19 protein-coding genes and 1 pseudogene are annotated in these 24,105 nt (G+C 68.7%); 12 read left to right on the forward strand and 8 right to left on the reverse strand.

Features of this window, described 5'->3' with window-relative positions:
- The 6 genes and pseudogenes from BLS42_RS07435 to dhaM form a co-directional block, all read left to right on the forward strand.
- Positions 1–279: pseudogene (locus tag BLS42_RS07435) on the forward strand (NDP-hexose 4-ketoreductase); the annotation flags it as partial.
- 400 nt (positions 280–679) lie between these two features.
- Positions 680–2,797, forward strand: a complete 2,118-nt coding sequence (locus tag BLS42_RS07440) for a S9 family peptidase (RefSeq protein WP_176803261.1) — start codon at positions 680–682, stop codon at positions 2,795–2,797.
- Positions 2,798–2,859: 62 nt separating this feature from the next.
- A complete protein-coding gene (locus BLS42_RS07445) occupies positions 2,860–3,393 on the forward strand; it encodes an amino-acid N-acetyltransferase (protein WP_176803263.1) in 534 nt (177 codons plus the stop codon).
- 379 nt (positions 3,394–3,772) lie between these two features.
- Positions 3,773–4,774: a dihydroxyacetone kinase subunit DhaK gene (gene dhaK, locus BLS42_RS07450; protein WP_090578826.1), complete on the forward strand. Its 1,002-nt coding sequence runs from the start codon at positions 3,773–3,775 to the stop codon at positions 4,772–4,774.
- A gap of 2 nt (positions 4,775–4,776) precedes the next feature.
- Positions 4,777–5,409: a dihydroxyacetone kinase subunit DhaL gene (gene dhaL / locus BLS42_RS07455; protein ID WP_090578829.1), complete on the forward strand. Its 633-nt coding sequence runs from the start codon at positions 4,777–4,779 to the stop codon at positions 5,407–5,409.
- Entirely contained in the window at positions 5,406–6,077 is a 672-nt protein-coding gene (dhaM, locus tag BLS42_RS07460; protein ID WP_090578833.1) for a dihydroxyacetone kinase phosphoryl donor subunit DhaM, read from the forward strand. The genes dhaL and dhaM overlap by 4 nt, the downstream gene beginning before the upstream one ends.
- Before the next feature lie 76 nt (positions 6,078–6,153).
- On the opposite strand, the gene BLS42_RS07465 is transcribed toward dhaM, so the two are convergent.
- Together BLS42_RS07465 and BLS42_RS07470 are read right to left on the reverse strand one after the other, a co-directional pair.
- Complete coding sequence (locus BLS42_RS07465) at positions 6,154–6,651, reverse strand: hypothetical protein (protein WP_090578837.1); 498 nt, start codon at positions 6,649–6,651, stop codon at positions 6,154–6,156.
- 16 nt (positions 6,652–6,667) lie between these two features.
- Complete coding sequence (locus BLS42_RS07470) at positions 6,668–7,663, reverse strand: HhH-GPD family protein (protein WP_256336327.1); 996 nt, start codon at positions 7,661–7,663, stop codon at positions 6,668–6,670.
- Between the two features lie 245 nt (positions 7,664–7,908).
- Here BLS42_RS07470 and BLS42_RS07475 point away from each other — a divergent pair, with 245 nt between their 5' ends.
- Positions 7,909–8,490: a hypothetical protein gene (locus BLS42_RS07475; protein WP_090578840.1), complete on the forward strand. Its 582-nt coding sequence runs from the start codon at positions 7,909–7,911 to the stop codon at positions 8,488–8,490.
- A 44-nt stretch (positions 8,491–8,534) separates the two neighbouring features.
- Here the strand turns inward: BLS42_RS07475 and disA are convergent, their stop codons facing one another.
- Positions 8,535–9,611 carry a DNA integrity scanning diadenylate cyclase DisA gene (disA, locus tag BLS42_RS07480; protein WP_090578843.1) on the reverse strand — a complete coding sequence of 359 codons (1,077 nt, stop codon included), beginning with the start codon at positions 9,609–9,611 and terminating at the stop codon, positions 8,535–8,537.
- Positions 9,612–9,941: 330 nt separating this feature from the next.
- Between disA and BLS42_RS07485 the strand changes: the two genes are divergently transcribed.
- Together BLS42_RS07485 and BLS42_RS07490 are read left to right on the forward strand one after the other, a co-directional pair.
- Positions 9,942–11,555 (forward strand): peptide chain release factor 3, encoded by a 1,614-nt coding sequence (locus BLS42_RS07485; RefSeq protein WP_090578846.1) that lies wholly within the window; start codon positions 9,942–9,944, stop codon positions 11,553–11,555.
- 174 nt (positions 11,556–11,729) lie between these two features.
- The gene (locus BLS42_RS07490) at positions 11,730–13,088 is read left to right on the forward strand and encodes a protein kinase domain-containing protein (protein ID WP_090578849.1); all 1,359 of its coding nucleotides are present in this window, start codon (positions 11,730–11,732) and stop codon (positions 13,086–13,088) included.
- A gap of 85 nt (positions 13,089–13,173) precedes the next feature.
- Here BLS42_RS07490 and BLS42_RS07495 read toward each other — a convergent pair whose 3' ends face one another.
- On the reverse strand, positions 13,174–14,382 hold the full coding sequence (locus tag BLS42_RS07495; protein WP_090578852.1) for a PucR-like N-terminal domain-containing protein: 1,209 nt from the start codon (positions 14,380–14,382) through the stop codon (positions 13,174–13,176).
- A 97-nt stretch (positions 14,383–14,479) separates the two neighbouring features.
- Between BLS42_RS07495 and BLS42_RS07500 the strand changes: the two genes are divergently transcribed.
- Together BLS42_RS07500 and BLS42_RS07505 are read left to right on the forward strand one after the other, a co-directional pair.
- Positions 14,480–15,562: a ferredoxin reductase gene (locus BLS42_RS07500; protein ID WP_090578855.1), complete on the forward strand. Its 1,083-nt coding sequence runs from the start codon at positions 14,480–14,482 to the stop codon at positions 15,560–15,562.
- Positions 15,563–15,575: 13 nt separating this feature from the next.
- Positions 15,576–16,778, forward strand: coding sequence for a fatty acid desaturase family protein (locus tag BLS42_RS07505; protein ID WP_090578859.1), 1,203 nt, complete (start codon positions 15,576–15,578; stop codon positions 16,776–16,778).
- A 253-nt stretch (positions 16,779–17,031) separates the two neighbouring features.
- Here BLS42_RS07505 and BLS42_RS07510 read toward each other — a convergent pair whose 3' ends face one another.
- The 4 genes from BLS42_RS07510 to BLS42_RS07525 form a co-directional block, all read right to left on the reverse strand.
- Positions 17,032–17,667 (reverse strand): class I SAM-dependent methyltransferase, encoded by a 636-nt coding sequence (locus BLS42_RS07510; protein WP_090578862.1) that lies wholly within the window; start codon positions 17,665–17,667, stop codon positions 17,032–17,034.
- A 14-nt stretch (positions 17,668–17,681) separates the two neighbouring features.
- A complete protein-coding gene (locus BLS42_RS07515) occupies positions 17,682–19,826 on the reverse strand; it encodes a heavy metal translocating P-type ATPase (protein ID WP_090578865.1) in 2,145 nt (714 codons plus the stop codon).
- 273 nt (positions 19,827–20,099) lie between these two features.
- Positions 20,100–21,473, reverse strand: a complete 1,374-nt coding sequence (gene radA, locus BLS42_RS07520) for a DNA repair protein RadA (protein WP_090578868.1) — start codon at positions 21,471–21,473, stop codon at positions 20,100–20,102.
- A 57-nt stretch (positions 21,474–21,530) separates the two neighbouring features.
- Positions 21,531–22,658, reverse strand: a complete 1,128-nt coding sequence (locus BLS42_RS07525) for an FUSC family protein (RefSeq protein WP_090578872.1) — start codon at positions 22,656–22,658, stop codon at positions 21,531–21,533.
- 284 nt (positions 22,659–22,942) lie between these two features.
- On the opposite strand from BLS42_RS07525, the gene pstS reads away from it, so the two are divergent.
- The gene (gene pstS, locus BLS42_RS07530) at positions 22,943–24,064 is read left to right on the forward strand and encodes a phosphate ABC transporter substrate-binding protein PstS (RefSeq protein WP_090578875.1); all 1,122 of its coding nucleotides are present in this window, start codon (positions 22,943–22,945) and stop codon (positions 24,062–24,064) included.
- Positions 24,065–24,105: the final 41 nt, after the last annotated feature.

Consider the following 24,105-nt stretch of genomic DNA (forward strand, 5'->3'; position numbering starts at 1 on the left):
GAGAAGCGCCTCAAGGACAAGGACATGGGCATCGAGCTCACGTCCGCGGCCAAGGTGCTCCTGGCGACCCGCGGCTACGACCCCGCCATGGGTGCCCGGCCGCTGCGCCGCACCATCCAGCGCGAGATCGAGGACCAGCTCTCCGAGAAGATCCTCTTCGGCGAACTGCACGCCGGCGACATCGTGGTGGTGGATGTGGAAGGCGAAGGCGACGACGCGAAGTTCACCTTCGCCGGCAACGCCAAGCCGCGCATTCCGGAGATCGCTCCGAGCGTCTAAGCATCAAGACCAAAGGCCCCGCTGTCCCGAAACGGACGGCGGGGCCTTTGCGTTTACCCCCCCGCGGGGTGAATCCTCTGGTCGCATGGCACGCGCGCGCCACCGCAGGTTTAGCGCCGGTGCCATGCCGCCTATGCCCGCGCCCACGTTTATGCACGCGCTGCACGCCCATGGTCCTCATCCGCGTCATCCCCAGGCAGATGTCCCGCACGAGGTGAGCCGTTTGCCGGAGATGGCCGCTATGGGATCAGGTTTAGCGGCCATCTTCGGCGAATGGTGCCGGTGCCGGAGCGCTCCGACCTGTCCCGCATGGTTCTGAATCCCCCTGGTATCTGAAAGCAGTGTTTCACTCTTAGAGAACTTTTTGTGATCGAGGCCACATACGGTGTTGAATCGGTGCATGGCTGCCAAGGACTCAGAGACCCTGAGCGAACAACCCGAGACCCCCTTCCATGATCTGGACCACTACCTCGCCATCCCCAAGGTGAGTGGTTTGGCGCTGAGCCCGGACGGCGCTCGGCTGGTCACCACTGTGGCGACACTCGGCGCGAAGGGCACCGAATACTGCACCGCGCTGTGGGAAGTGGACCCGGGCGGGGTCAAACCGGCCCGCCGGATCACGCGCAGCGCCAAGGGGGAGGCGGGTGCGGTGTTTGCCGCCAACGGCGACCTGTACTTCACCTCGGCCCGTCCCGATCCGGAGAGCCCCGACGCTGACCCCGTCAGCGCCCTCTGGATCCTCCCGTCCGACGGCGGCGAAGCCCGGGTGGCTCTGTCCCGCGCCGGCGGAATCGGCGGGGTCCTCGCCGCCAAGGACGCCGACACCGTGGTGGTCGCGGCCTCGGTCCTGGCCGGCTCCACGGACGAGGACAATGACGAAGAACGCCGCAAGGCGCGCAAGGACAACAAGGTCGCGGCCATCCTGCACAGCGGCTACCCCGTCCGCTACTGGGACGCGGACCTGGGCCCGGCGCAGCCGCGGCTGTTCGCCGTCGAATCCGGAGGGCAGTTGGAGGCCGGAAAGCCGACCACTGTCGACGCCGCGCCGCCGCTGAAGCTCCGCAACCTGACACCCGACGCCGGCACCCGGCTCAGGGACGCCGAGTCGGTGGTCAGCCCGGACGGCACGATGATTTACAGCAGCTTCGCCAAGCCCCTCGCGAACGCCGATTCACGCTCCGTGCTGGTCGCCATTGACGTCGCCACCGGCACCCGGACGGTTCTGCTGGACACGGAAGGCCTGAGCTACTTCCCGGGCCCGGTCAGTCCGGACGGCCGGAGCCTGGTGGTGGTCAGCGAAAGCGACACCACGCCGCTGGAGGCCCCGCAGGTCAAGCTGCACCTCCTCGACGTCGCCGGCACGGCAGCAGGCGAGAGCGCATTGACGCCGCTCGCCCATGACTGGGACCGCTGGGCCCGCCCCGCCGCGTGGCTGCCGGACGGATCGGCCCTGCTGGTCACCGCCGACGAGGACGGCGCATCGCCGGTGTTCCGGATCGGTGTCGCCGGGGGCCAGGCTGGCCAGGTGCTCCGCCTGACGGACGACGCCGCCGCGTACACCGACGTCGTCGTCGCACCGGACGGGCGCAGCGCCTACGCCCTGCGCAACTCCTACGAATTCCCCGCCGAACCTGTGCGGATCGACCTCGCCGGCGGCGGCGCCGTCCGGCTGGCCTCGCCCGCGGAGCGCCCGCACTTCAAGGGGACGCTGGAGCGCGTGGAGACGACGGCGGCCGACGGCGCCCGTGTGCCCGCGTACCTGGCCCTGCCGGAGGGCGCGTCCGCCGCGAGCCCGGCCCCGCTGCTGCTCTGGATCCACGGCGGCCCGCTGGGATCCTGGAACGCCTGGACCTGGCGCTGGAACCCGTGGCTGCTGGTGGCCCGCGGTTACGCGGTGCTGCTCCCGGACCCTGCCCTCTCCACCGGCTACGGCCAGGAGCACATCCAGCGCGGCTGGGGGGAATGGGGCAAGGCTCCGTTCACGGACCTGATGGCCATCACCGACGCCGTCGTGCAGCGCCCGGACATCGACGAGACGCGCACGGCCGCCATGGGCGGCTCCTTCGGCGGGTACATGGCCAACTGGGTGGCCGGGCAGACGGACCGCTTCAAGGCAATCGTCACGCACGCCAGCCTCTGGGCCCTCGACCAGTTCGGTCCCACCACGGACGCCGCGCAGTACTGGCTCAAGGAGATGACGGCCGAGATGGCGCTGGAGAACTCCCCGCATCTGCACGTGGAAAACATCCGGACTCCCATGCTGGTCATCCATGGCGACAAGGACTACCGCGTGCCGATCGGCGAGGGGCTCCGGCTCTGGTACGAACTGCTCGCCAAGTCGCAGCTGGCGGCCGACGAGAACGGCGAAACGGACCACCGTTTTCTGTACTTCCCGGACGAGAACCACTGGATCCTGCAGCCGCAGCACGCCAAGGTCTGGTACGGCGTGGTGGAGCACTTCCTGGCCCGGAACCTGCTGGACAAGGACATTCCCGTCCCCGACGAACTGGGTCTCTGACACCTCGGGCCCCGGGTCCGGCCGCGTGCCGGCCGGGTCCGGGGCACCCGTAAGATTGGGCTGTGACTGAGACCGTGACAGAGACCGCCACTGAGACGATCCGCATCCGCCCGGCCCGCACCGACGACGTTGGCGCCATCAAGACGCTCGTGGCGCCGCTGGCCGACCAGCGGATCCTCATGGCCAAGGAAACCGTGGCCTATTACGAGAGCCTGCAGGAATTCCGGATCGCTGAATCGGAAGACGGCGAGGTGATCGGCTGCGGAGCGCTGCACGTCATGTGGGAGGACCTGGCCGAGGTGCGCACCCTCGCGGCCTCGGATGCCTGGCGGGGCAAGGGCGTGGGCCACGCGCTGGTGGAGCGTCTGTTGGAGGATGCCCGCGCGCTGGGAGTCTCGCGCGTCTTCTGCCTGACGTTCGAAGTGGATTTCTTCAAGAAGCACGGCTTTGAAGTCATGGCTGACCAGACCGCTGTCGATCCCGTGGTGTATTCCGAGCTCCTGCGCTCGCATGACGAAGGCGTGGCCGAGTTCCTGGACCTGGCGCGGGTCAAGCCGAACACGCTGGGCAACACCAGGATGATCAAGGAGCTGTAGCGCCCGCCGGTTGTGCCCAGCCCGGGGGATCGTCCGGTCGGTTACCGGCCAGCACCGGCAGCCGCAAGGAACTCGACGTCGGCCCGGGGTCTTCCCTTCAATAAATTTGGTGGATAAACTGATCCCGGCCCAGGGGGTGGGCCACCACACTTTCGGAGGCAAAAAATTGGGCGTCGACGCCTGGCCGCACTTCCCGGCGTGGGCCGACAAGCAAGCCTGAATCATCCGCTGGGAACGCACCGCAACAACCCCGCCGGCGAGGGACTCGCAGCCACAGCAGCGAGCCCCCCGGGCCGAGGGAATCGGGAGCCTACCGCCGGCCGTGCCCCGGTAGTAGGGTCTAAGCAAGCAGCCAGGACACCATCCAGGGAGCACCGCCATGAAGAAACTCATCAATGATCCCAAAGCCGTGGTCGACGAGTCAGTGGAAGGGTTCGGGCTTGCGCACGCCGACCTCGTGACCGTCTTTCCGGACCCGAAATACATCGTTCGCAAGGACGCCCCCGTGGCGGGGAAAGTCGGACTCGTCTCCGGCGGCGGCAGCGGACATGAGCCGCTGCATGGCGGGTACGTGGGCCTCGGCATGCTCGACGCCGCCGTTCCCGGCGCCGTGTTCACCTCGCCCACCCCGGACCAGATCCTGCCGGCAACGCTGGCCGTGAACTCCGGCGCCGGCGTCGTGCACATCGTGAAGAACTACACCGGCGACGTCCTGAACTTCGAAACCGCCGCCGAACTCGCGCAAGCCGAAGGCGTCGAGATCCGCACCGTCCTGGTCAACGACGACGTCGCCGTGCAGGATTCGCTGTACACGGCTGGCCGCCGGGGCGTCGGCGGCACCGTCCTGGTCGAGAAGATCGCCGGTGCGGCCGCCGAACGCGGCGACAACCTGGACGCCGTCGCCGCGATCGGTGACCGCGTCAACCAGAACGTGCGCAGCATGGGCGTGGCATTGTCCGCCTGCACCGTCCCGCACGCGGGAGTCCCCAGTTTTGAGCTCGAGGAAAACGAGATCGAGATCGGGATCGGCATCCACGGCGAGCCGGGACGGCACCGCATCCCGATGGAAAACGCCGACGGCATCACCGACCGCCTCCTGGACCCGGTGGTCAGCGACCTCGGACTTAGCTCCGGGGACCAGGTGCTCCTGTTCGTCAACGGCATGGGCGGCACCCCCGCGAGCGAGCTGTACATCGTGTACCGCCGGGCCGCGCAGAAACTGGCCGAGCAGGGCGTCACCGTGGCACGCTCCCTGGTGGGCAACTACATCACGTCCCTGGAAATGCAGGGCTGCTCCATCACTGTCCTGCGCCTCGACGACGAAATGACGTCGCTCTGGGACGCTCCCGTGCACACTCCGGCCCTCCGCTGGGGCGTCTGACCGTGGGGCTGGACGTCGGCTGGGCCGTGCGCTGGCTGACCCTTTCGGCGCAGGCCATGGCGGAGCACCGGGTGGAGCTGATCGAACTGGACCGGCCCATCGGGGACTCGGACCACGGCGAGAACATGGACCGCGGCTTCAAGGCCGTGATGGACAAACTCTCCGAGGCGCCACCGGAAACCCCGGGCGCGGCCCTGAAGCTGACGGCCATGACACTGATGTCCAAGGTGGGCGGGGCGGCCGGCCCGCTTTACGGCACCGCGTTCCTGCGTGCCGCCACCGCACTCGGTGACAGCTCCGACGTCGACGCCGTGACCCTGGCTGCCGCGCTGCAGGCCGCCCGCGACGGGATCGTCGTTCGCGGAAAGGCCGAATCCGGGGACAAGACCATGGTGGACGCATGGACGCCCGCGGTCGAGGCGGCCGCTGCCGCTGCCGCAGCTGGCGACGGCGACGTCCGGAAGGTGCTACTTGCCGCGGCCGAGGCGGCCGAGGCCGGCGCCGTGTCCACGGATCCGATGCTCGCCCGCAAGGGCCGTGCCAGCTACCTGGGGGAGCGCAGCATCGGCCACCGCGACCCGGGAGCGGTCTCCAGCGCGCTGATCCTGCGCGCCGCGGCCGGAGCGACCGAATGACAGTCCGGCTCGTGGTCGTCTCGCACAGCGCCAAGATCGCGGACGGCGCCGCCGAACTCGCCGCCCAGATGGCCCCCGACGTCCTGATCCTCCCCGCCGGTGGCACCGACGACGGGCGCATCGGCACGAGCCTGGAGAAGGTCATGGCGGCCCTGGAGCAGGCCGCCGGTGACGGGGTGGTGGTGCTCACCGATCTCGGATCCGCGGTGATGACGGCCGAGTCAGCAGCGGAGTTCGCAACGGATCCGGGATCGGTGCTGCTCGCGGACGCGCCACTGGTGGAGGGACTGGTTGCAGCCGCGGTGGCTGCCCAGGCGGGAGCCGAGGCGGCGGCGGTGAAGGACGCGGCCGAGGCCGTCTACCGGCCCCCGGCCCACCCTGCGGAGGCCGAACACGTACACCAGCAGCCGCCGGACGCCGCGGGGGACTTCACGCTCGTCAACCAGGCCGGCATGCATGCCCGACCGGCAGCGAAGATTGCAGGCGGGCTGTCTGCCATGGACGCCGACGTGACCGTCAACGGCGCCGATGGCGCCTCCATGACGGAGCTCATGATGCTTGCAGCCGGCAAGGGAGCCGTCCTGCATGTGGAGGCCAGCGGCCCGGACGCCGCCAAGGCGGTCGGCTACCTGGAGCGCCTGGTCAGCTCGGGGTTCGGAGAACCGTAGCCGGGACTGGATTTTCGGATGAGGCCGGAGGCGGCCCTGATGGGCCGTGCGGGCCTGGCGGGCCGTGCGGCCGGGGCTAGGGTGCCTGCCGAAGGCCGGCCGCGTCCAGTAGCACGCTGGCCGTGATGAAGGTTCCGCACTGCTCGCCAAACGGCTGCGCCGCGCGGGGTGTGAAGGCCGCGGTCCGTGCCGGCAGCGGGTTCCCGGCGGTACCGGTGCCCGTGGCCGTCACCTCGATGCGGCTGGCCGTCAGCGTCTCCATCATCAGCATGCCGGTCAGGGTGCCGTCGGGCGACGAGGTGGCCGAGCAGACGCCGTCGCCGCCGTAGGGGCCGGGTTCACAGCCCTGGTCCACGGACGTGCTCCCGGGAACCAGTGCCAGGTCCGCTTCCTTGCAGTGCCCGTCCTGGCAGGCCCGAAGGTGGATGGCCCGCACTGACGGGGCGTACTCCCGGGCAACGGTGAAGGACACGACAGGCGCCTGACCGATCGCCGGGCAGGCGGCCTCCGGCCGGCACGAGGCTACCAGGACGGCGGTAAGGGCCAGAGCGGCCGCGGCCGCCAGCTTGCGCATGCTCCAGCGTAGATCCTCAGCCCGGGAGCCGGAAGCCGCCGTGGTGAAGTTCCGCGAGGCCGTCGCCCAGCAGGCCGGCCAGTGCCCGTTCCAGCTGCTCGGGAGCTGCGTTGAGCCGGTGCAGGGCCGCGAGCGGGATCCCGATTCCCTGCGGTTCGAAGCCCAGGTCCGCGGGGGCCTGGTGGAACAGCACCGGCGCCACGGGGTCCTCGGCTACCCGCAGGACGGCCATCACGGCGCCGCGCACCTGCCGGTCCGTGCCGTGCCAGGCCTGTCCCTTGGGCGTGTACGTGGGCGGCGGCTCGCCGACCGCCAGCCAGGCGCAGGACTCCCGGACAGGGCACTGGCCGCACTTGGGGGCCCGCGCCGTGCAGACCAGTGCGCCGAGTTCCATGACGGAGGCGTTCCAGCGCACCGAGGCACCGGGGTCGTCCGGCAGCAGTGACGCCGCCAGCCGCATTTCGGCCGCGGTCAGGGCCTGCGACGGCAGGGCCGAGCCGGAGAGAAGCCGCGCATGGACCCGGCGGATGTTGGTGTCCACCACCGTTTCGCGGCGTCCATAGGCGAATGCCGCGACGGCCGCGGCGGTGTAGCTGCCCACGCCGGGGAGATCCAGGAGCTCGGTGTAGGCGCCGGGGACGGCCCCGCCGTGGCTGTCCCTGATCGCGACGGCGGCCGCATGCAGGCGCAGGGCGCGCCGGGGATACCCCAGCCGGCCCCAGGACCTGACGGCTTCCCCGGCGGGTTCGCTGGCCAGATCGGACGGCTCCGGCCAGCGCCGCAGCCACTCCTCCCAGACCGGCAGGACCCGGACCACCGGCGTCTGCTGGAGCATGACCTCGCTGACCAGCACGCCCCAGGGTGTGCACTCCGCGGCCCGCCACGGCAGTTCCCTCGCATTGGATGCGAACCAGTCGTCCAGGGCGGTGTGGAGCGCGGGGAGATCCGCGGCGCGGGCGCGGGGCCCGGCGGGCAGGGGTTCCCGCTGTGCGGCGGCCGATACTGGGGGCATTGGGGTTAGAGTTTCGATCCATTCAGCGTAATAGATCGGGGTAACGGATCGGGACGGTGGCAGGTTCCGCGGCGTGGTCGGGCGCCATAGCCCGCGCGGTTCTCTAGGCTAGAAGAATGGTCAGGCAAGGCAGTTCAGGAACGGGCGGTTCGCGGCCGAAAGGTTCGCGCCCAGGGCAACCCGGGCGGAAATCCGGACGGCCACCGCTCCGCCCGGTTTACCGCCGCCGTCGGCTGTTTGCCGGCGTGATCCTGCTGCTCGTCATCGCCGTGGTCTTCGGTGGCTTTGTCGCGGTCTCGAGCGCCATGGGTGGCGCCCAGCCTTTCGGCGGGCAGCCGTCCGGAGCGGCGCCGGCGAGCCGGCCGACTGCGTCCGCGTCGGGTGGCCCCACAGCGTCCGGGGATCCTTCGGCCCCGCCCACGGCTGCATCGGGCGACGGCTGCGAGCAGAATCTGGTAACCGTCACGGCTGCCACCGACAAACAGAACTATGCCGCCGGTGAGAAGCCGCTGCTAAGCCTCACGGTGACGAACAACAACAAAGTGCCATGCGAGGTCAACATCGGGACGTCGCAGATGGAGTACATGATCACCAGCGGCTCGGACCGGATTTTCTCCTCCAGGGACTGCCAGGCGGAGAGCGCGGACCTGATGAAGACCATTGCTCCGGGCAAGAGCGAGACCGCGAACTTCCCGTGGCAGCGCAACCGCACGGTGCAGGGCTGCGAAGCCGTCGAGGCCAAGCCCGGAGCCGGCGGCGCCTACTATGTCTTCACGGCCCGGCTGGCGAACAAGACCAGCCCCAAAGCCGTGTTCCAACTCAGCTAACCACCGTTACTCCCCGACAACCCGTCGACGGGTGTTGGGGGAGGCTAGAGGAACCGGTCCAGCAGGCTGGCTTCGGCCATGCGGCTCAAGCCTTCCCTGACGGTCCTGGCGCGCTGGTCACCGATCCCGTCCACGGTCATGAGGTCATCGATCGTTGCCGCCATCAGGAACTGCAGGCCGCCAAAGTGGTCGACGAGCCGGTCGGCGACGGCCTTCGGCACGGCCTTGAGGCCGGAGAGCAGGCGGTAGCCGCGCGGCTGCACGACGGCGTCGAGGTTGGCCTCTCCGCCGGCGAAGCCGACGATCCCGGCGATCTTCCCAAGATCGATCAGCTCGGTTGGGCCCAGGCTTACGAGGGCCTTGACCGCGTTGTCGATGTCCTCCGCGGTTGCGGCCGCGCCCGAGTAATCGCGGATGATGACGTCACTGCCCGGGCCACGGCCCACGGTGAGCTCGTCCAGCTGCAGGGAGAGCAGGCGGCCGTCCTCGCCCAGTTCCAGGACGTACTGGGAGATTTCCTCGGAGATCCGGCGCACCATTTCCTGGCGCTGAAGCGTGACCGCGACGTCGCGAACCGTCACCATGGCCTCGATTTCCAGGGCGGAGAGTGAGCTGGTCACCTGGTCCAGGCGCGAGCGGTAGCGTTCCAGGGTTGCCAGCGCCTGGTTGGCGCGGGCCAGGACCTTCTCGGAGCCCTCCAGGACGTGGCGCAGCCCGTGCACGTACAGCGCGATGATCTGCATTGACTGGCTGACCGAAATGACCGGAACGCCCGTCTGGATGGCCACGCGTTCCGCGGTCCGGTGCCTGGTGCCCGATTCCTGCGTTTCGATGCTCGAGTCCGGGACCAGCTGGACCGCCGCGCGCAGGATGTTGCTGGCATCCTTGTCGCAGACGATGGCACCGTCCATCTTCGCCAGTTCCCGCAGTCGGGTGGGGGAGAAGTCGATGCCGATCTCGAAGCCGCCCGAACAGATGGACTCGACGGTCCGGTCGATGCCCAGCACGATCAGCGCGCCGGTCCGTCCCCGGAGGATGCGCTCCAGGCCGTCGCGGAGGGCGGTGCCCGGTGCCACCCTGGCCAGGGTCGCTTTCAGCGCATCTTCAGGGCTCCGAGCCATAGATATCCCTTCAAAGGTGCAGGCAAGAGCCTGCAAGTGCGCCGGTTTCCAGGGTCCCCCGGCAGGATCAAAAGTACTCAGTTCCCCGCTCTCCCCATGATAGGGGTAAAGCGCAGCCACTTCCGCACAGGCAAGCCTTAAAGTGGTCCATTGCAACGTGCCGCCGGGTGGCTCCGCAACGGCTGTCCCGGGTCCCGTCCGGGAAGGCATTTTGGCGCTGGATGGCCGCCCCTTCGTGCGCGGTCCGTGGCCTGCGATAAACTGGACCCTTGGGTGTACCGCGGGCTCTCCGCGCCGTGACCCGTCCACAGCCGCAGCGAAAGTAGCCTCGTGTCTCAAGAAGTCCTCAGCCCCGCCCGAGTCCAGGAGATTCACAAGCAGGCGGCCCGGCGCCGGACTTTCGCGGTCATTTCGCACCCCGACGCCGGCAAATCCACCCTGACGGAGGCCCTCGCGCTGCACGCAAAGGTGATCGGCACTGCCGGCGCCTCCAGCGGCAAGGCCAACCGCAAGGAGACGGTCTCGGACTGGATGCAGATGGAAAAGGACCGCGGCATCTCCATCAGCTCCGCCGCGCTGCAGTTCGGCTACCGGGACACAGTCATCAACCTCCTGGACACCCCGGGCCACGCGGACTTCTCCGAAGACACCTACCGCGTGCTCGCGGCCGTGGACTGCGCCGTCATGCTGGTCGACGCTGCCAAGGGCCTGGAAACCCAGACCATGAAGCTCTTCGAGGTCTGCAAGCAGCGCAACCTGCCAATCATCACGGTCATCAACAAGTGGGACCGGCCCGGCCTGGACGCCCTGGCCCTCATGGACGAGATCACCGAGCGCACCGGACTGCAGCCCATGCCGCTGACCTGGGCCGTGGGCATCTCCGGGGACTTCCGCGGCGTCTGGGACCTGCGCAATGACCGCTTCGCGCAGTTCAAGCGCAACAACTCCGGCGCCAACATCGCCCTCACCGAGTACTTCACGCCGGACGAGGCCGCGGCCAGCCAGGGCGAGGACTGGTCCAACGCCGTGGACGAGGCCGGGCTGGTCATCGAATCCAACCTGGCGTTCGACGTCGAGGCCTTCCACGCCGGCAAGGCGACGCCGGTCCTCTTCAGCTCGGCCGCGCTGAACTTCGGTGTTAAGGAAATCCTGGACGCCCTCGTCGATTTTGCCCCGCCCGCCGCCCCGCGGCCCGACGTCGAAGGTGAGCCCCGCCCGGTCGATGCCCCGTTCGCCGGATTCGTCTTCAAGGTCCAGGCCGGCATGAACAAGGCCCACCGCGACCACGTTGCCTTCATCCGTGTCTGCTCCGGCATGTTCGAGCGCGGCATGGTGGTCACCCAGACCCGGACAGGGAAATCCTTCGCCACCAAATACGCCCAGCAGGTCTTCGGCCGCGAACGCGAGGTGATCGACGAGGCATTCCCGGGCGACGTGGTTGGCCTGGTGAACGCCTCCTCCCTCCGCGTGGGGGACAGCCTGTTCCTGGACCAGCCCGTGGAGTTCCCCGCGATCCCGCTGTTCGCCCCGGAACACTTCCAGGTGGCGCGCTCCAAGGACCCGAGCCGGTTCAAGCAGTTCCGCCGCGGCATCGAACAACTCGAGCACGAGGGCGTCATCCAGGTGCTCCGCTCCGACATCCGCGGTGACCAGGCGCCCGTTCTTGCCGCCGTCGGCCCCATGCAGTTCGAAGTGGTCGAAGACCGCATGGCGCACGACTTCAGCGCCCCGATGCGGCTGGAACGACTCCCGTATTCCATGGCCCGGATCTCGACCGCCGACGCCATGCCGGCGCTGGCCAACGTCCCCGGCGCAGAAGTCCTGTTGCGCTCCGACGGGGAATACCTGGCCCTGTTCAACGACGTCTGGGCCCTGCGCCGGATCGAAAAGAACCACCCTGACCTCACCCTGGTGCCGATCGGGACGCACAACCCCGCAAAATAACGCAAGGCGCCGGACCGAAAAAACCCTGGAACGTCTTCCGGAATCCGGTTTCCGCGTTATCATAAGTAAGCTTGCTTATTATGCGGGTGCCGGGACCAGTTTTCCGGCTTCGGACTGATCCGCCCGATTCCAGCGGCGGCCCCATTAGAGGGACCACGTAAAACTTTGACAACCATGGACCCCGGTTTCCTGCTCAGCGGGCGCTACCGGATCGAAGAACTCATTGGCCGGGGCAGCCAATCCAGTGTGTACCGTGCCACGGACGAGGTCCTGGGGCGCGAAGTGGCAGTCAAACTTTTCCGCGACGGCACTGTGGACGAAGAACGGACCCGCAGGCAACTCGACGAAGTGCGGATCCTGGCAGGGATGGCCCACCACGCCCTCGTGACACTGTTCGACGCCGGGACAGACCTCAGTGACCCGAACCGCCGGCTCAGCTTCCTGGTGATGGAACTGGTCCGCGGCCCCGACCTGCGTCGCCGCTCGGCCGAGGGCCCGCTTTCGGCGGCCCACATGGCCCTGATCGGACACGATCTCGCCGACGGACTGGCGCACATCCACCACCACGGCATCATCCACCGGGACGTCAAGCCGGCCAACATCCTGCTCGTGGACTACAGCGCCGAGGACCGGCGCCCCCGCGCCAAACTCAGCGACTTCGGGGTGGCCATCACCATCCGCGAAGGCCACTGCGGCGACCCCGACGATAGCTCTGGCACCCCGGCCTACCTCAGCCCCGAGCAGGCCGCCGGCGAACCGGCCGGCCCCGCCAGCGATGTCTATTCACTGGGGCTGGTCCTGCTGGAAGGCCTGACCGGGAAAATGGCGTACCCGGGCGCGCCTGTCCAGTCCGCCCTGGCCCGGCTGCTCCAGGACCCGCAGATCCCCGAAGAGCTCGCGCCGATGTGGGCGACGCTGCTGACCTCCATGCTGGACCGGGATCCGGCGGGCCGGCCGCCGGCCCGGGAAGTGTCCCTGGCCCTGCGCCAGGAAGCCATCAATGGCACTGGGCGCCACCGCCGTGACCGGGCCGCGCTGCTGACCGACGAAGACGGGCGCATGCAGGCGGTCGAGCGGTACCGGATCCTCGACACCCCGGCGGATGGCGCCTTCGACCGGATCGCGGCGCTGGCCGCACGCATGTTCTCGGTGCCCGTGGCGATTGTCAGCGTTGTGGACCACGACCGCATCTGGTTCAAGTCCCACCACGGCACGGACGTCACGGAGATCGGCCGGGATCCCGGGTTGTGCGCCTCCGCCGTCTTGCAGGGCGATGCCTGGATTGTCCGGGACGCCCTCAACGATCCCCGGACGCTGTCCAATCCCCTCGTAGCCGGCGAGTTCGGCCTGCAGTTCTACGCCGGGGTGCCGCTGCGCACTCCGGACGGCTACAACCTGGGCACCTTGTGCATCCTGGACCGTGAGCCCCGCGAGTTCAGCGATGAGGACACTGCTGTGCTGGAGGACCTGGCGGCGCTCGTGATGCACGACCTGGAACTGCGGCTTCACAGCCGCCGGGCGCTCGCCGGGTGATCCGGGCACGCCTACCGGCGCCGCCGCGGCCTCCGAAGGCGGGTGCCGACGTCGGACACCCGGCACCCGGGGCAAGGCGGGCCGCCTACCGCCGGCCGGCGTGCAGGGCCAGTTCGAGTTCGAAGCGCGCAGTCGGATCCTCGAGGGCGTCGCCGAAGAGCTCGCGCAGCTGCGCGGCCCGGTAGCCCACGGTCTGGGGGTGGATTCCGAGCTCGGCGGCCACGGGTGCGCGCTGGCCCCAGTGGCGCAGCCAGGAGAGCAGGGTTTCGGCGAGCCGCTCGCGTTGCGCGGGCCGGAGCCCTTCCAGGGGCGCGAGCCGGCGGGTGGCCAGTTCGGTGATCGCCGAGGGTTCCGCTCCGAGAATCACCTGCGCAAGGTGCTCGTCGGCCCAGATCGGGGGATCGTCCGGCCCTTCGCGCGGAGGCAGCGCCGCGGCGGCCAGCACGGCCAGCCGCAGTGAATCCGGAACCCTCTCCCAGCCGACAGACGGCCCCACGGCAGCACCGCGCCCCTTCAGGGCGCGGTCCAGATCCTCCCGGGCGGACCGCGAATTCCGCGCCGGCACAAGGGCCACGGCGTCGGTCTCGCGCTCAATCACAAGGGTGCCAGGACCCAGACGCAGCCGCAGGCCGGCCGCCCGGTCCAACGGAAGCGTCACCACCGCAATGCGCTGCGGCAGGGACCAGTCCGCCATCGCCGCCGTCTGGCGGAGGGCCGCCTCGTCGGCCTGGCCGAGCAGGAGCAGGTCCAGCAGTCCGGTGCGGCGCCGGTCCACCGCTCCGGCGCGTTCGGATTGTTCAAAGGCGTAGGCCTCGGCACTGACCGCCGACAGCTCATCGATGTACGCGAGGATCGATTCGCCCAGATCCACCACGACGCCCTGGCCCAGATGGTGTTCCACTGAGACTTTGGACATCTCCCGGAAGGTCACGCGGGCACCCATCCGGTAGGCGCTCAGGAGCGCGTCCATGCTCCGCCCCTGCCGGAACTCGCCGCTGCCCAGCCCGGCCACCAGCTCCCGGCTTTCCTCGGACAACGCCGGCAGCCGGGTCCCGGGCAGTTGCAGGAACCGGTCCAGCGCAGCGGCCACGCCCCTCCTCAGGCCCCTGCCAAAGCGCCCCTCAATCGGCCTGGCGTACGCCGGAACGAGCTGCGGGACGGCCGCGATGATCGCCTCGACGATGCCGGGCATCCTGGGACGCAGCATGTCGCTGACCTCCCGCGGCAGGGCCAGCCACGGGGGTTCGTGGGCGGGGGCGGGGCCGGCGGGCTCCCGGGCAGGGGATGCGTTCATGGACAATCCGATGAGTTGTTGCGGCGGGATAGTTTTCTCAAGTCGATCGTATGCCTTGGGTGAAGAAGTATGACGCAATCTGACATAAGCTTGATGAATGATCCGGCTCCGTAAGCTGGCGCGCGCCGCATCTCTACTGACCACCCCCCTAGCTCCAGAAGACATTCTGTCGCTGTTCAATCCTGTGTTTTCCGCCCGCCAATTGCGCGGTGTGGTTACCAAGGTGGTTCCAGAAACGGCCGATTCCGCCACCATTTTCTTCCGTCCCGGCCGCGGCTGGCAAGCGCATCTTGCCGGCCAGTGGGCCCGTATTGGCGTCGAGCTCGACGGCGTCCGCCACTGGCGGTCCTATTCGCTCAGCGCCCCCGCCGGGCAGGACCCGGCAATTACTGTTTCCGATATGGGCGCTGTCTCGGGGGCCCTCGTGCGCGGCACCAAACCCGGCGATGTCCTGTTCCTGGCGCCTCCGCAAGGCGACTTCGTCCTGCCCGAACACCCCCGCCCGCTGCTCATGCTGACAGCCGGCAGCGGAATCACGCCGGTGATGTCGATGATCCGCACCCTGGTCCCGCACCGTCCCGACTCCGACGTCGTCCTGATCCACACCGCCCGCACCGCCGCGGATGCCATCTTCCGCGAAGAGCTCGCGGAGCTCGCCGACCAGTTCCCGAACTTCCGGGTCACACACTGGTTTACCGGCGGGCATGGCCGGCTGGACTTCACCTCCGCCTCCGACCTGGACCGGCTGTGCCCGGACTGGCGGCAGCGCGCAGCGTACGCTTGCGGCCCGGAAGGCTTCCTCGACGATGCCGAGACGCTATGGGAAGCAGAAGCCGCCGAGGCCCCTGAAGCCCCGTCGGCCGTGGAAGGCTCACTGACGATCGAACGCTTCAGCACGAAGCTCGCCGGCGGGGAAGGGCACGACGGCGGCCTGGTCACGTTCGAGGCGTCGGACCGCGAAGTCGAAGCCGACGGCGACACGCCGCTGCTCGATGTCGGCGAGGACGCCGGCATCCTGATGCCCAGCGGCTGCCGCATGGGCATCTGCCACAGCTGCCTCATCCCACTCCGGGCCGGCCACGTTCGTGACCTGCGCACCGACGAAGTCCATGGCGAGCCCGGCCAACTAATCCAGACGTGTGTTTCGGCAGCCGCCGGACCCGTTAACCTCGACCTCTAAGGAGTACCACCGCATGACGATTGTTTCCGACAAGCCCGACGTATCCGAGGAAGCTCCCAAGGGCGACCCTTCCCCAAGCAAAGCGTCCGCTGCCGTAAAGACGCGGCCCGGCGCCCTCGCCGAGTCCGGCAGCCCGCTGGTCCGTCCGGACGCGGCGGCGCACCTCTCTGACGAGCAGGTCGCCGAGCTCGGCCGCGAACTCGACGCCATCAAGGACGACATCCTCGCCAAGCGCGGCGCCAGCGACGCGGCGTACATCCGCCGGGTGATCAAGGTCCAGCGCGGGCTTGAGATCACCGGCCGCGCCACCCTTCTGGTGAGCAAGCACAAAGCAGCCTGGGTCGCCGGCACGGCGATGCTTAGCTTCGCTAAGATCCTGGAAAACATGGAACTGGGCCACAATATCCTGCACGGCCAGTGGGACTGGATGCGGGACCCGGACATCCACTCCACCACCTGGGACTGGGACTTCGTCACCCCGACGCGATCCTGGCAGCACACCCACAACGACCTGCACCACCGGTGGACGAACGTCGTGGGCAAGGACAATGACATCGGATACAACCTGCTGCGGATGGATCCGTCCCAGGAATGGAAGCCCTTCAATCTGGGCAATCCGCTGTATAACGCGATCCTAGCGCCAGTCTTCGAATGGGGCATCGCACTCTACGATCTTGAATTGCCTGACTACAAGGAGGGCAAGAAGAGCAAGGAGGCCATGACCCGCGACCTCAAGGCGCTGGGGCTTAAGGCCCTGAAGCAGTTCACCAAGGACTATGCCGCCACACCGGCCGTCGCCATGTTGACCGGCTCGGGCAAGCAGGCGCTGTATGGCACCTTGACCGCCAACGCGGTCCGGAACGTCTGGGCCCACGCGATTATTTTCTGCGGGCATTTCCCCGACGGCACCGACACCTTCACCGAAGAGATGGTCGAAGGCGAAACCCGCGGCGACTGGTATGTCCGGCAGATGATCGGATCGGCCAACATTTCCGGGTCCAAGTTCATGCACCTGATGAGCGGCAACCTCTCGCACCAGATCGAGCACCACCTGTTCCCGGACCTGCCATCGAACCGCTACGCCGAAGTGGCACCTAAGGTGCAGGAGATCTGCAAGCGCTACGGACTGCCGTACACCACCGGGCCGCTGCTGAAGCAGGTCGGCTCCACCTGGGCCAAGGTCTTCAAGCTGGCCCTGCCTCCGAAGAAGGCCTAGCCAGACAGACCCAAAAGGGCCTGAATGATCGACTGGTTTGAATGATTGACGACAGGGGCGTCTGCCATCGCGGCAGGCGCCCCTTCTGCATGTGGCGGAGTGGGTGGCGGCCGGTGCTGGTTTCGGGCCGACGCTTCCTCCCAGTTGCCTGCGCTGGTTCGGCCCGGCGGGAACGGGAAGCCCCGGATTTCCGGGCAGTCCCAAGCCCCGGCGGGGAAGCAACCGGGCGGGAACGCCACACCGGGGGTGGGCGTCAGGGTTTGCCCGCCACACCAAGAACGTGCGCCAGCCGCGGGTTGCCGGGCAGGACCGAAAAGCCGAAGCGCTCGAGGCCCTGTACGGTGAGGCCGGCCTCCGTGATCATGGCGGCAGTGTCACGGTTCGGGTGGCATCCGCCTGCCACCCGGCTCCACAGCGGTGTGAGCAGGTCTTCGGCTGCCCCCAGCACGCGGTGTGCGGAGCGGACGTGTTCATAGAACAGCAGCAAACCGCCTGGGCGCAGGACGCGGACCACCTCCGCTAGGGCGACGGACTGGTCCGCCACGCTGCACAGCACCAAACTGGAGACGACGACGTCGACCGAGGCGTCCGCCGCAGGCAGCGATTCCGCCACGCCGTCTTTCACGGTCACAGGCACCGGTGCCTTGCTGGCGGCGGCGAGGGCCAGCCCCCGGAGTGTGGGGTCCGGTTCCAGGGCCAGCACACCGGACACCGCGGCAGGGTAGAACGGGAAGGTGGCCCCGTAGCCCGCCCCGATTTCGATGACGACGCCGTGCGCCGCTGCCACCAGCCGCCGGCGGTGCTCCGTTGCGCCGCGGGCATCCATCCGCGGACCCACGCGGGCATAGGATTTCCCGAAGGATGAATCGCGGCGATTGATTTCCGGCATGGGGCCTCCTACGGTCAGCTGACCGCGGCCGGGTCGAGCTTGAGCCGGCGCAGCAACTGGGCGTTCAGGGCAACCACAATGGTCGACGCCGACATCATCACGGCGCCCGCGGCGGGGGAGAGGACGATCCCCGCGAAGGCGAGGACCCCGGCCGCCAGCGGCACCGAGATGATGTTGTATCCGGTGGCCCACACGAGGTTTTGCCACATCTTCCGGTAGCTCGCCTTGGACAGATCCAGCATTGACAGCACGGCCCGCGGATCGTTGCCGGCCAGGACCACGCCGGCGGATTCCACTGCCACGTCCGTGCCGCCGCCAATCGCGATCCCCACCTCGGCCCGTGCCAGCGCGGGGGAGTCGTTGACGCCGTCGCCCACCATGGCCACTTTCAGTCCACGGCCCTGCAGTTCCGCCACCTTCTTGTCCTTGTCGGCGGGGAGGACCTCGGCGAACACTTCATCTATGCCGAGTTCGGCGGCGACGGCGTTCGCCACCTGCCGGGCGTCGCCGGTGACCATGGCCACCTTGATGCCGCGGGCCTGGAGGGCCCGGACGGCCTGGCGGGACTCGGGCCGCACGGCATCCTCGAGGCTGACCGCGCCCAGGACCGTGCCGCCGTCGACGACGTGGAGCACCGCGGCGCCACGCTCCAGCCAGGCGCCGGTAATGGCGGCCAAAGCCCGCGGTTCCTGCAATCCCAGCTCCCGGAGCAGGGCCGGGCCTCCCACCTGGACCGTGCGGCCGTCGATCGTGGCGCGCACTCCGCGGCCGGTCAGCGAGGTGAAGCTGTCCGCGGTCGGAATGTTCACTCCGCGTTCCCTGGCGGCGGCAACGATCGAACGGGCCAGGGGATGTTCGCTGTCAGCCTCCACGGCGGCGGCGAGTCCCAGCACCGCGTCATGACCGGTTGCTGTTCCCGTGCCTGCGGCGGTCGCGACCTCCTTGAGCTCCGGCTCGCCCGTGGTCAGGGTTCCGGTCTTGTCGAACAGCACGACGTCGACTGTCCGCATACGCTCCAGCGCCATCCGGTTCTTGATCAGGACGCCCGCCCGGGCGGCCCGCTCGGTGGAGATGGCGATGACGAGCGGGATGGCAAGGCCGAGCGCATGGGGGCAGGCGATCACGAGGACCGTCACGGTGCGGGTGACGGCGTCGCTTACGCTGCCCATCAAGGTCCAGAAGATGAAGGTCAGAACGCCGGTGCCGGCGGCGAAGTAGAAGAGGAACGCCGCAGCCCGGTCGGCGAGGGCCTGAGCCCGGGAGGAGGATGCCTGCGCCTCGGCCACAAGGCGCCGGATCCCGGCGAGGGCGGTGTCCTCGCCGATGGCTGACACCCGGACCCGCACGGAGTTGTCCGTGGCGATGGTGCCGGCCACCACGGGATCGCCAGGGGCCCGCAGGACGGTTTTCGATTCGCCCGTGATCATGGATTCGTCGAATTCGGCCTGGCCGCCGCTGACAGTGCCGTCGGCCGGCATCCGGCCGCCGGGGCGGACCAGGATGGTGTCCCCGGCGCGGAGCTCGGAGAGGCTGACAGTCTCCGTGCCGGCGGCTGTGACGCGTTCCGCTTCGTCGGGCAGCAGCGCCGCCAGGGCGTCCAGGGCGCCCTGGGCCGAGCCGAGGGCGCGCATCTCGATCCAGTGGCCCAGCAGCATGATGGGGACCAGCAGCGCCAGCTCCCACCAGAAGTCGAGATCGAAACCGCCGATGCCGAGGCTGGTCACCCAGGAGGCGATGAAGGCGACGCTGATGGCCATGGCAATCAGCAGCATCATCCCCGGTTTGCGCGTCCTCAGTTCATTGAGGCCGCCCGTGAGGAACGGCCGGCCGCCGTACAGGAAGATCGCCGTGCCGAACACCGGCGGGATCCAGGCTGAACCGGGAAAGGCGGGAGGCTCGTAGCCCAGGAGTTCCGCGAACATGGGGCTGAAGAAGAGCACCGGCACGGCCAGGGCCAGTGTCAGCCAGAACCTGTCCCTGAACATCGCGACGCTGTGCCCGGCATGCTGGCCGTGGCTGTGCACCGTGTGGTCGTCCCCGGCGGCGCCTACGGTGGCAGGGGCGGCTGGGGTCGCTGCGTGGTTCCCGTGCGGTGTCCGGTGCGGGCTTTGAGTCCGGATACCCTGGTCCGAGTCTGGGCTGCTGTGCCGGTGTTCCATGGTGGGTGCTCCTGAAGGATGTTCAGTCATCTGCGGCTACGCCCAACATACCCCCAGGGGGTATCCTTGGCAAGGCATTTTCCTTCGGGCGTCGATCTCACCGCACTCCGGTAGGCGCTCCTTCCCGGTTGCCCCCGCGTCGAGGGCAGCGCGGTCCTGGCAAGTCCCGGAAACCCGGGGTGACCGGGGGCGGGGGCGGCAGCAACTGGGAGGGAGCGCACACTCGCCAATGTTCCTGCTGCCGGCGGGTCCCGGGTCCCCGGCCTCAGCGTGTCAGCTGATCAGCAGTCCCAGCGCCTCGGCCAGGTGGCCGACCTCGCGGACCGAGAAGCCCGCGGGAACCGGTCCATGCCCGTTAGGGCTGGCCGGCACCACGGCATGCGTAAAGCCAAGCCGGTGTGCCTCCTGGATGCGCTGGTTGATGCCGGGCACTGGACGGACTTCGCCCGCCAGGCCCACCTCGCCGAAGGCGATCAGGCGCTGGGGGAGCGGCTTCCTGGCCTTGGCGGAAGCCACCGCCAGAGCCACGGCGAGGTCCGTGGCGGGTTCGCTGAGCTTGACCCCGCCGACCGTTGCCACATAGGAGTCGTCCTTGTTCAGCAGGCAGCCGGCGCGCTGCTGCAGGACGGCCAGCAGCATCGCCACGCGCGAGCTGTCCAGCCCGCTGGTTGCGCGGCGGGGCTGGGAGCTGGCGCTCTCGGCGAGCAGCGCCTGGACCTCGGCCAGCAGCGGCCGGCGGCCCTCCAGGGTGACCGTGATGCAGGTTCCCGAAACGGGCTCCTTGGTCCGCGAGACGAACAGTCCACTGGGATCGGCGAGGCCCTCGATGCCGTCCTCGTTCAAGTCGAAGCAGCCGACGTCGTCGGTCGGTCCGTAGCGGTTCTTGACGGCGCGCAGCAGCCGCAGCCGCGAGTGCCGTTCGCCCTCGAACTGGCAGACGACGTCCACGAGGTGTTCCAGTAGCCGGGGCCCGGCGATGGAGCCGTCCTTGGTCACGTGCCCGACCAGCAGAGTGGTCATGTTGCGGCGCTTGGCTGCGGCGATCAGGGACGCCGCAACCTCGCGCACCTGGGACACCCCACCGGCGCTGCCCTCGACGTCGGCGCTGCTGAGGGTCTGGACGGAGTCCACGATCAGCAGCCGGGGTTCCAGCTTCTCCACCTGGCCCAGGGCCTGGCCCAGGTCCGTTTCGGCAGAGAGGTACAGGGATTCCGCGACGGCGTCGATCCGGTCCGCGCGGAGCTTGACCTGGGCAGCGGATTCCTCGCCGGTGATGTAGAGGACGTCCTGCGCGGTGCGCGCGAACTTGGCCGCAACGTCCAGCAGCAGGGTGGACTTGCCCACCCCGGGTTCGCCCGCCAGGAGGATGACGGCGCCGGGCACCAGCCCGCCGCCGAGCACGCGGTCGAGTTCGTCCACGCCGGTGGGCAGGAAAGCGGCAGTGGTGGCGTCGACGTCGGCGATCCGGCGGGCCGGTTCAAGGACCGTAGTGGCCGCCGTCGTCCGGGCGACGGCGGTGCCGGTCTCCTCCACGCTGCCCCACGCCTGGCACTCGCCGCAGCGGCCCACCCATTTGGCCGTCGTCCAGCCGCATTCGGCGCATTTGTAGCCCGGTGCCTTCGGCCCCCGGGAAGTCTTCATAGCCATTGGTCCACACTATCGGGGGCCAGCGACAACCAAGGGCGCCGGCGGAGTCAGCACTGCCTACAGCGGGGGAAGAATGTCCCGGGCTTCCTTGGAATCCAGCCCGGCGGCCTCGAGCAGGTCCACCATGAGCGGGCGGAACAGCATGACCACCGTTTCGCCCTCAAGCAGCCGGACGTCCAGCATCCGCGGATGCAGGCGGACGGCGATCTCCCGCAGCTCGGACCGGGCCGTGCGCAGGTGGGCGCGGCGGGCGCCGTCGTGGACTTCCGCCAGGCCGAGCGAGAGCTCGTCGACGGCGGCGGCCGTCTCCTGCAGGACCTCGGCGATGTTCTGGGTGGCCTCGTCCGAGAGTGCCGCGTGGTTGATGGCGCTGGTCAGGCGGCGCGCAAAGACCCGGCTGTTGCGCAGCGCGAGGTCGATGTAGTCCAGCGACTGCTCCATGTGGTCCAGCTCTTCCCGGTGCCGCCGGTAGGCGGGGGCCAGGGTGGCCACCTCGCCGGAGGCGCGCAGCGACTGGCGCATGGCGTCGATGAGGGGCTGGCAGTTCCGCCCCCGGATGAGGGCATGCCAGGCCTGGGTGGAGTCGCTGTAGCTCAGCGCCGACGCGCATTCACGCAGCACCTCGGCGAGCTCGTGCAGGAGCTTCTTGACGTCGCTGCGGGGTTCACGCCGCGGGTCCTTGGGAACGAGGATGGTCATCAGGAGCGCGAAGACCCCGCCCACGACGGCGTCGATGCTGCGGGTGAAGGGCCCCCCGATCGGCGCGGGCAGGAGCACCACGAGCACCGACTGCAGGCCCAGCTGGGTGGTGAAGATCGTCCCGCTGTCCAGGAACCTGGCCAGCAGGATGGAGAAAAGGAGCACGACGGCGGCCTGCCAGATCCCGGAGCCCAGCCAGTGCAGCAGCAGGTCGCCGACTACGATTCCGATCGTGCAGCCCAAACCCACCTCGATGACGCGGCGCAGCCTGGGTTCGCGGGAAAAACCGAGGGCAATAAGGGCTGACGTGGCAGCAAACAACGGCGCGGAATGGCCCAGGACGTATTCGGCGAACGCGTAGGCGCCGACGGCGCAGGCGGTCATCTGGATGGCCGGGACCAGGGAGTTCCGGCTCCGGACAAAGCCGGTGCGGACCCGGCCGCGCAGGAATCGTGCGCTTGAGGAGAGTCCAGTCGCGGAGGCCATGCCCTCCAGTCTATTTGCTGCCCCGGGGCTGCCGGCCGCACGGCAGGACACAGCCCCGGCCGGCACCCGCCATCACACTGAAGCCGATACGACTGTGACGCACAGAACACAATGGCTGCCCGGCACATGTAAGCCAATAGCCCCGTGTCGTTAACCGGCCGTTCACCTTGGTCCGCAATTCTCTTCACCTGGGCCACCTACGGTCGGTAAAGGTACAAACCGTACGCATCCGTGCGGGCCTTCTCCCGGCCCGGCACTCACAGCCCTGGAAGGGGTACATTTCAGTGAAGGCACTCCGCTTCGGCCGCAACGCGGCTATTGCTGTAATCGCCGTTGGCGCACTCGCGCTGACCGCTTGTGGTTCGGACAACGCAACCAACACGGCCCAGACCCCGGCGCCGTCGGCCTCGGGTCCCGCGGTCACCGGCACCCTGACCGGCATCGGTTCTTCCGCCCAGGGCGCAGCCATGGATGTCTGGAAGACCAACTTCGCTGCCGCGAACCAGGGCGCTACTGTGCAGTACTCCCCGGACGGTTCCGGCGCCGGACGCAAGGCGATCCTCGACGGCTCGGCCCAGTTCGCCGGCTCCGACGCCTACCTCAAGGATGAAGAGCTCGCCAGCTCCAAGGACAAGTGCGGTCCCGGCGGCGCCCTGGACATCCCGGTCTACATTTCCCCGATCGCCGTGGCTTTCAACCTGCCGGGCATCACGGACCTGAAGCTCGACGCTCCCACCGTTGCCAAGATCTTCCGCGGCCAGGTCGCCAACTGGAACGACCCCGCCATCGCGGCCATGAACCCGGACGTCAAGCTGCCGGACCTGAAGGTCACCCCGGTGAACCGCTCGGATGACTCCGGCACCACCAAGAACTTCACGGACTACCTGGCCGCCACCGCCCCCTCGGTCTGGACCGACAAGGCAGACGGCATCTGGCCCGCCAGCCTGAAGGGCGAGAACGCCAAGGGCACCTCCGGCGTCGTCAAGACCGTCACCGACACCCCCGGTGCGGTCACCTACGCCGACGACTCCGCAGTCAGCGGCAAGCTCGGCACGGCACAGATCAAGGTCGGAGACTCCTTCACGAAGATCTCCGCCGACGCTGCTGCCAAGGCAGTCGACCAGGGCAAGCCGGTTGAAGGCCGCAACGCCAACGACCTCGCCATCAAGCTGGACCGCACCACCACGGTCGCAGGCGCCTACCCGATCGTCCTTGTGTCCTACCACATCGTCTGCACCACCTACGACACGCAGGCCACCGCCGACCTGGTCAAGGCCTTTGTCAAGTACGCAGCCTCGGACGAGGGCCAGAAGGCCGCCGCCGACGCCGCGAAGTCGGCGCCGCTGTCCAAGACGCTCCAGGACAAGGCAATCGCTGCCGTCGATACCGTCAAGGCCAAGTCCTAGGGATACGTCGCACCGCGAGGCATAGTGGAAACACGAGCCTG

This window comes from Arthrobacter sp. ov407 (genome assembly GCF_900102895.1).
Taxonomy (GTDB): domain Bacteria; phylum Actinomycetota; class Actinomycetes; order Actinomycetales; family Micrococcaceae; genus Arthrobacter.

Coding starts and splice junctions, on each gene's coding strand:
- BLS42_RS07440 (WP_176803261.1), top strand. CDS start 680: ATGGCTGCCAAGGACTCAGAGACCCTGAGCGAACAACCCGAGACCCCC.
- dhaK (WP_090578826.1), top strand. CDS start 3,773: ATGAAGAAACTCATCAATGATCCCAAAGCCGTGGTCGACGAGTCAGTG.
- dhaM (WP_090578833.1), top strand. CDS start 5,406: ATGACAGTCCGGCTCGTGGTCGTCTCGCACAGCGCCAAGATCGCGGAC.
- BLS42_RS07465 (WP_090578837.1), bottom strand. CDS start 6,651: ATGCGCAAGCTGGCGGCCGCGGCCGCTCTGGCCCTTACCGCCGTCCTG.
- BLS42_RS07470 (WP_256336327.1), bottom strand. CDS start 7,663: ATGCCCCCAGTATCGGCCGCCGCACAGCGGGAACCCCTGCCCGCCGGG.
- disA (WP_090578843.1), bottom strand. CDS start 9,611: ATGGCTCGGAGCCCTGAAGATGCGCTGAAAGCGACCCTGGCCAGGGTG.
- BLS42_RS07490 (WP_090578849.1), top strand. CDS start 11,730: ATGGACCCCGGTTTCCTGCTCAGCGGGCGCTACCGGATCGAAGAACTC.
- BLS42_RS07495 (WP_090578852.1), bottom strand. CDS start 14,382: ATGAACGCATCCCCTGCCCGGGAGCCCGCCGGCCCCGCCCCCGCCCAC.
- BLS42_RS07500 (WP_090578855.1), top strand. CDS start 14,480: ATGATCCGGCTCCGTAAGCTGGCGCGCGCCGCATCTCTACTGACCACC.
- BLS42_RS07505 (WP_090578859.1), top strand. CDS start 15,576: ATGACGATTGTTTCCGACAAGCCCGACGTATCCGAGGAAGCTCCCAAG.
- BLS42_RS07510 (WP_090578862.1), bottom strand. CDS start 17,667: ATGCCGGAAATCAATCGCCGCGATTCATCCTTCGGGAAATCCTATGCC.
- BLS42_RS07515 (WP_090578865.1), bottom strand. CDS start 19,826: ATGGAACACCGGCACAGCAGCCCAGACTCGGACCAGGGTATCCGGACT.
- radA (WP_090578868.1), bottom strand. CDS start 21,473: ATGGCTATGAAGACTTCCCGGGGGCCGAAGGCACCGGGCTACAAATGC.
- BLS42_RS07525 (WP_090578872.1), bottom strand. CDS start 22,658: ATGGCCTCCGCGACTGGACTCTCCTCAAGCGCACGATTCCTGCGCGGC.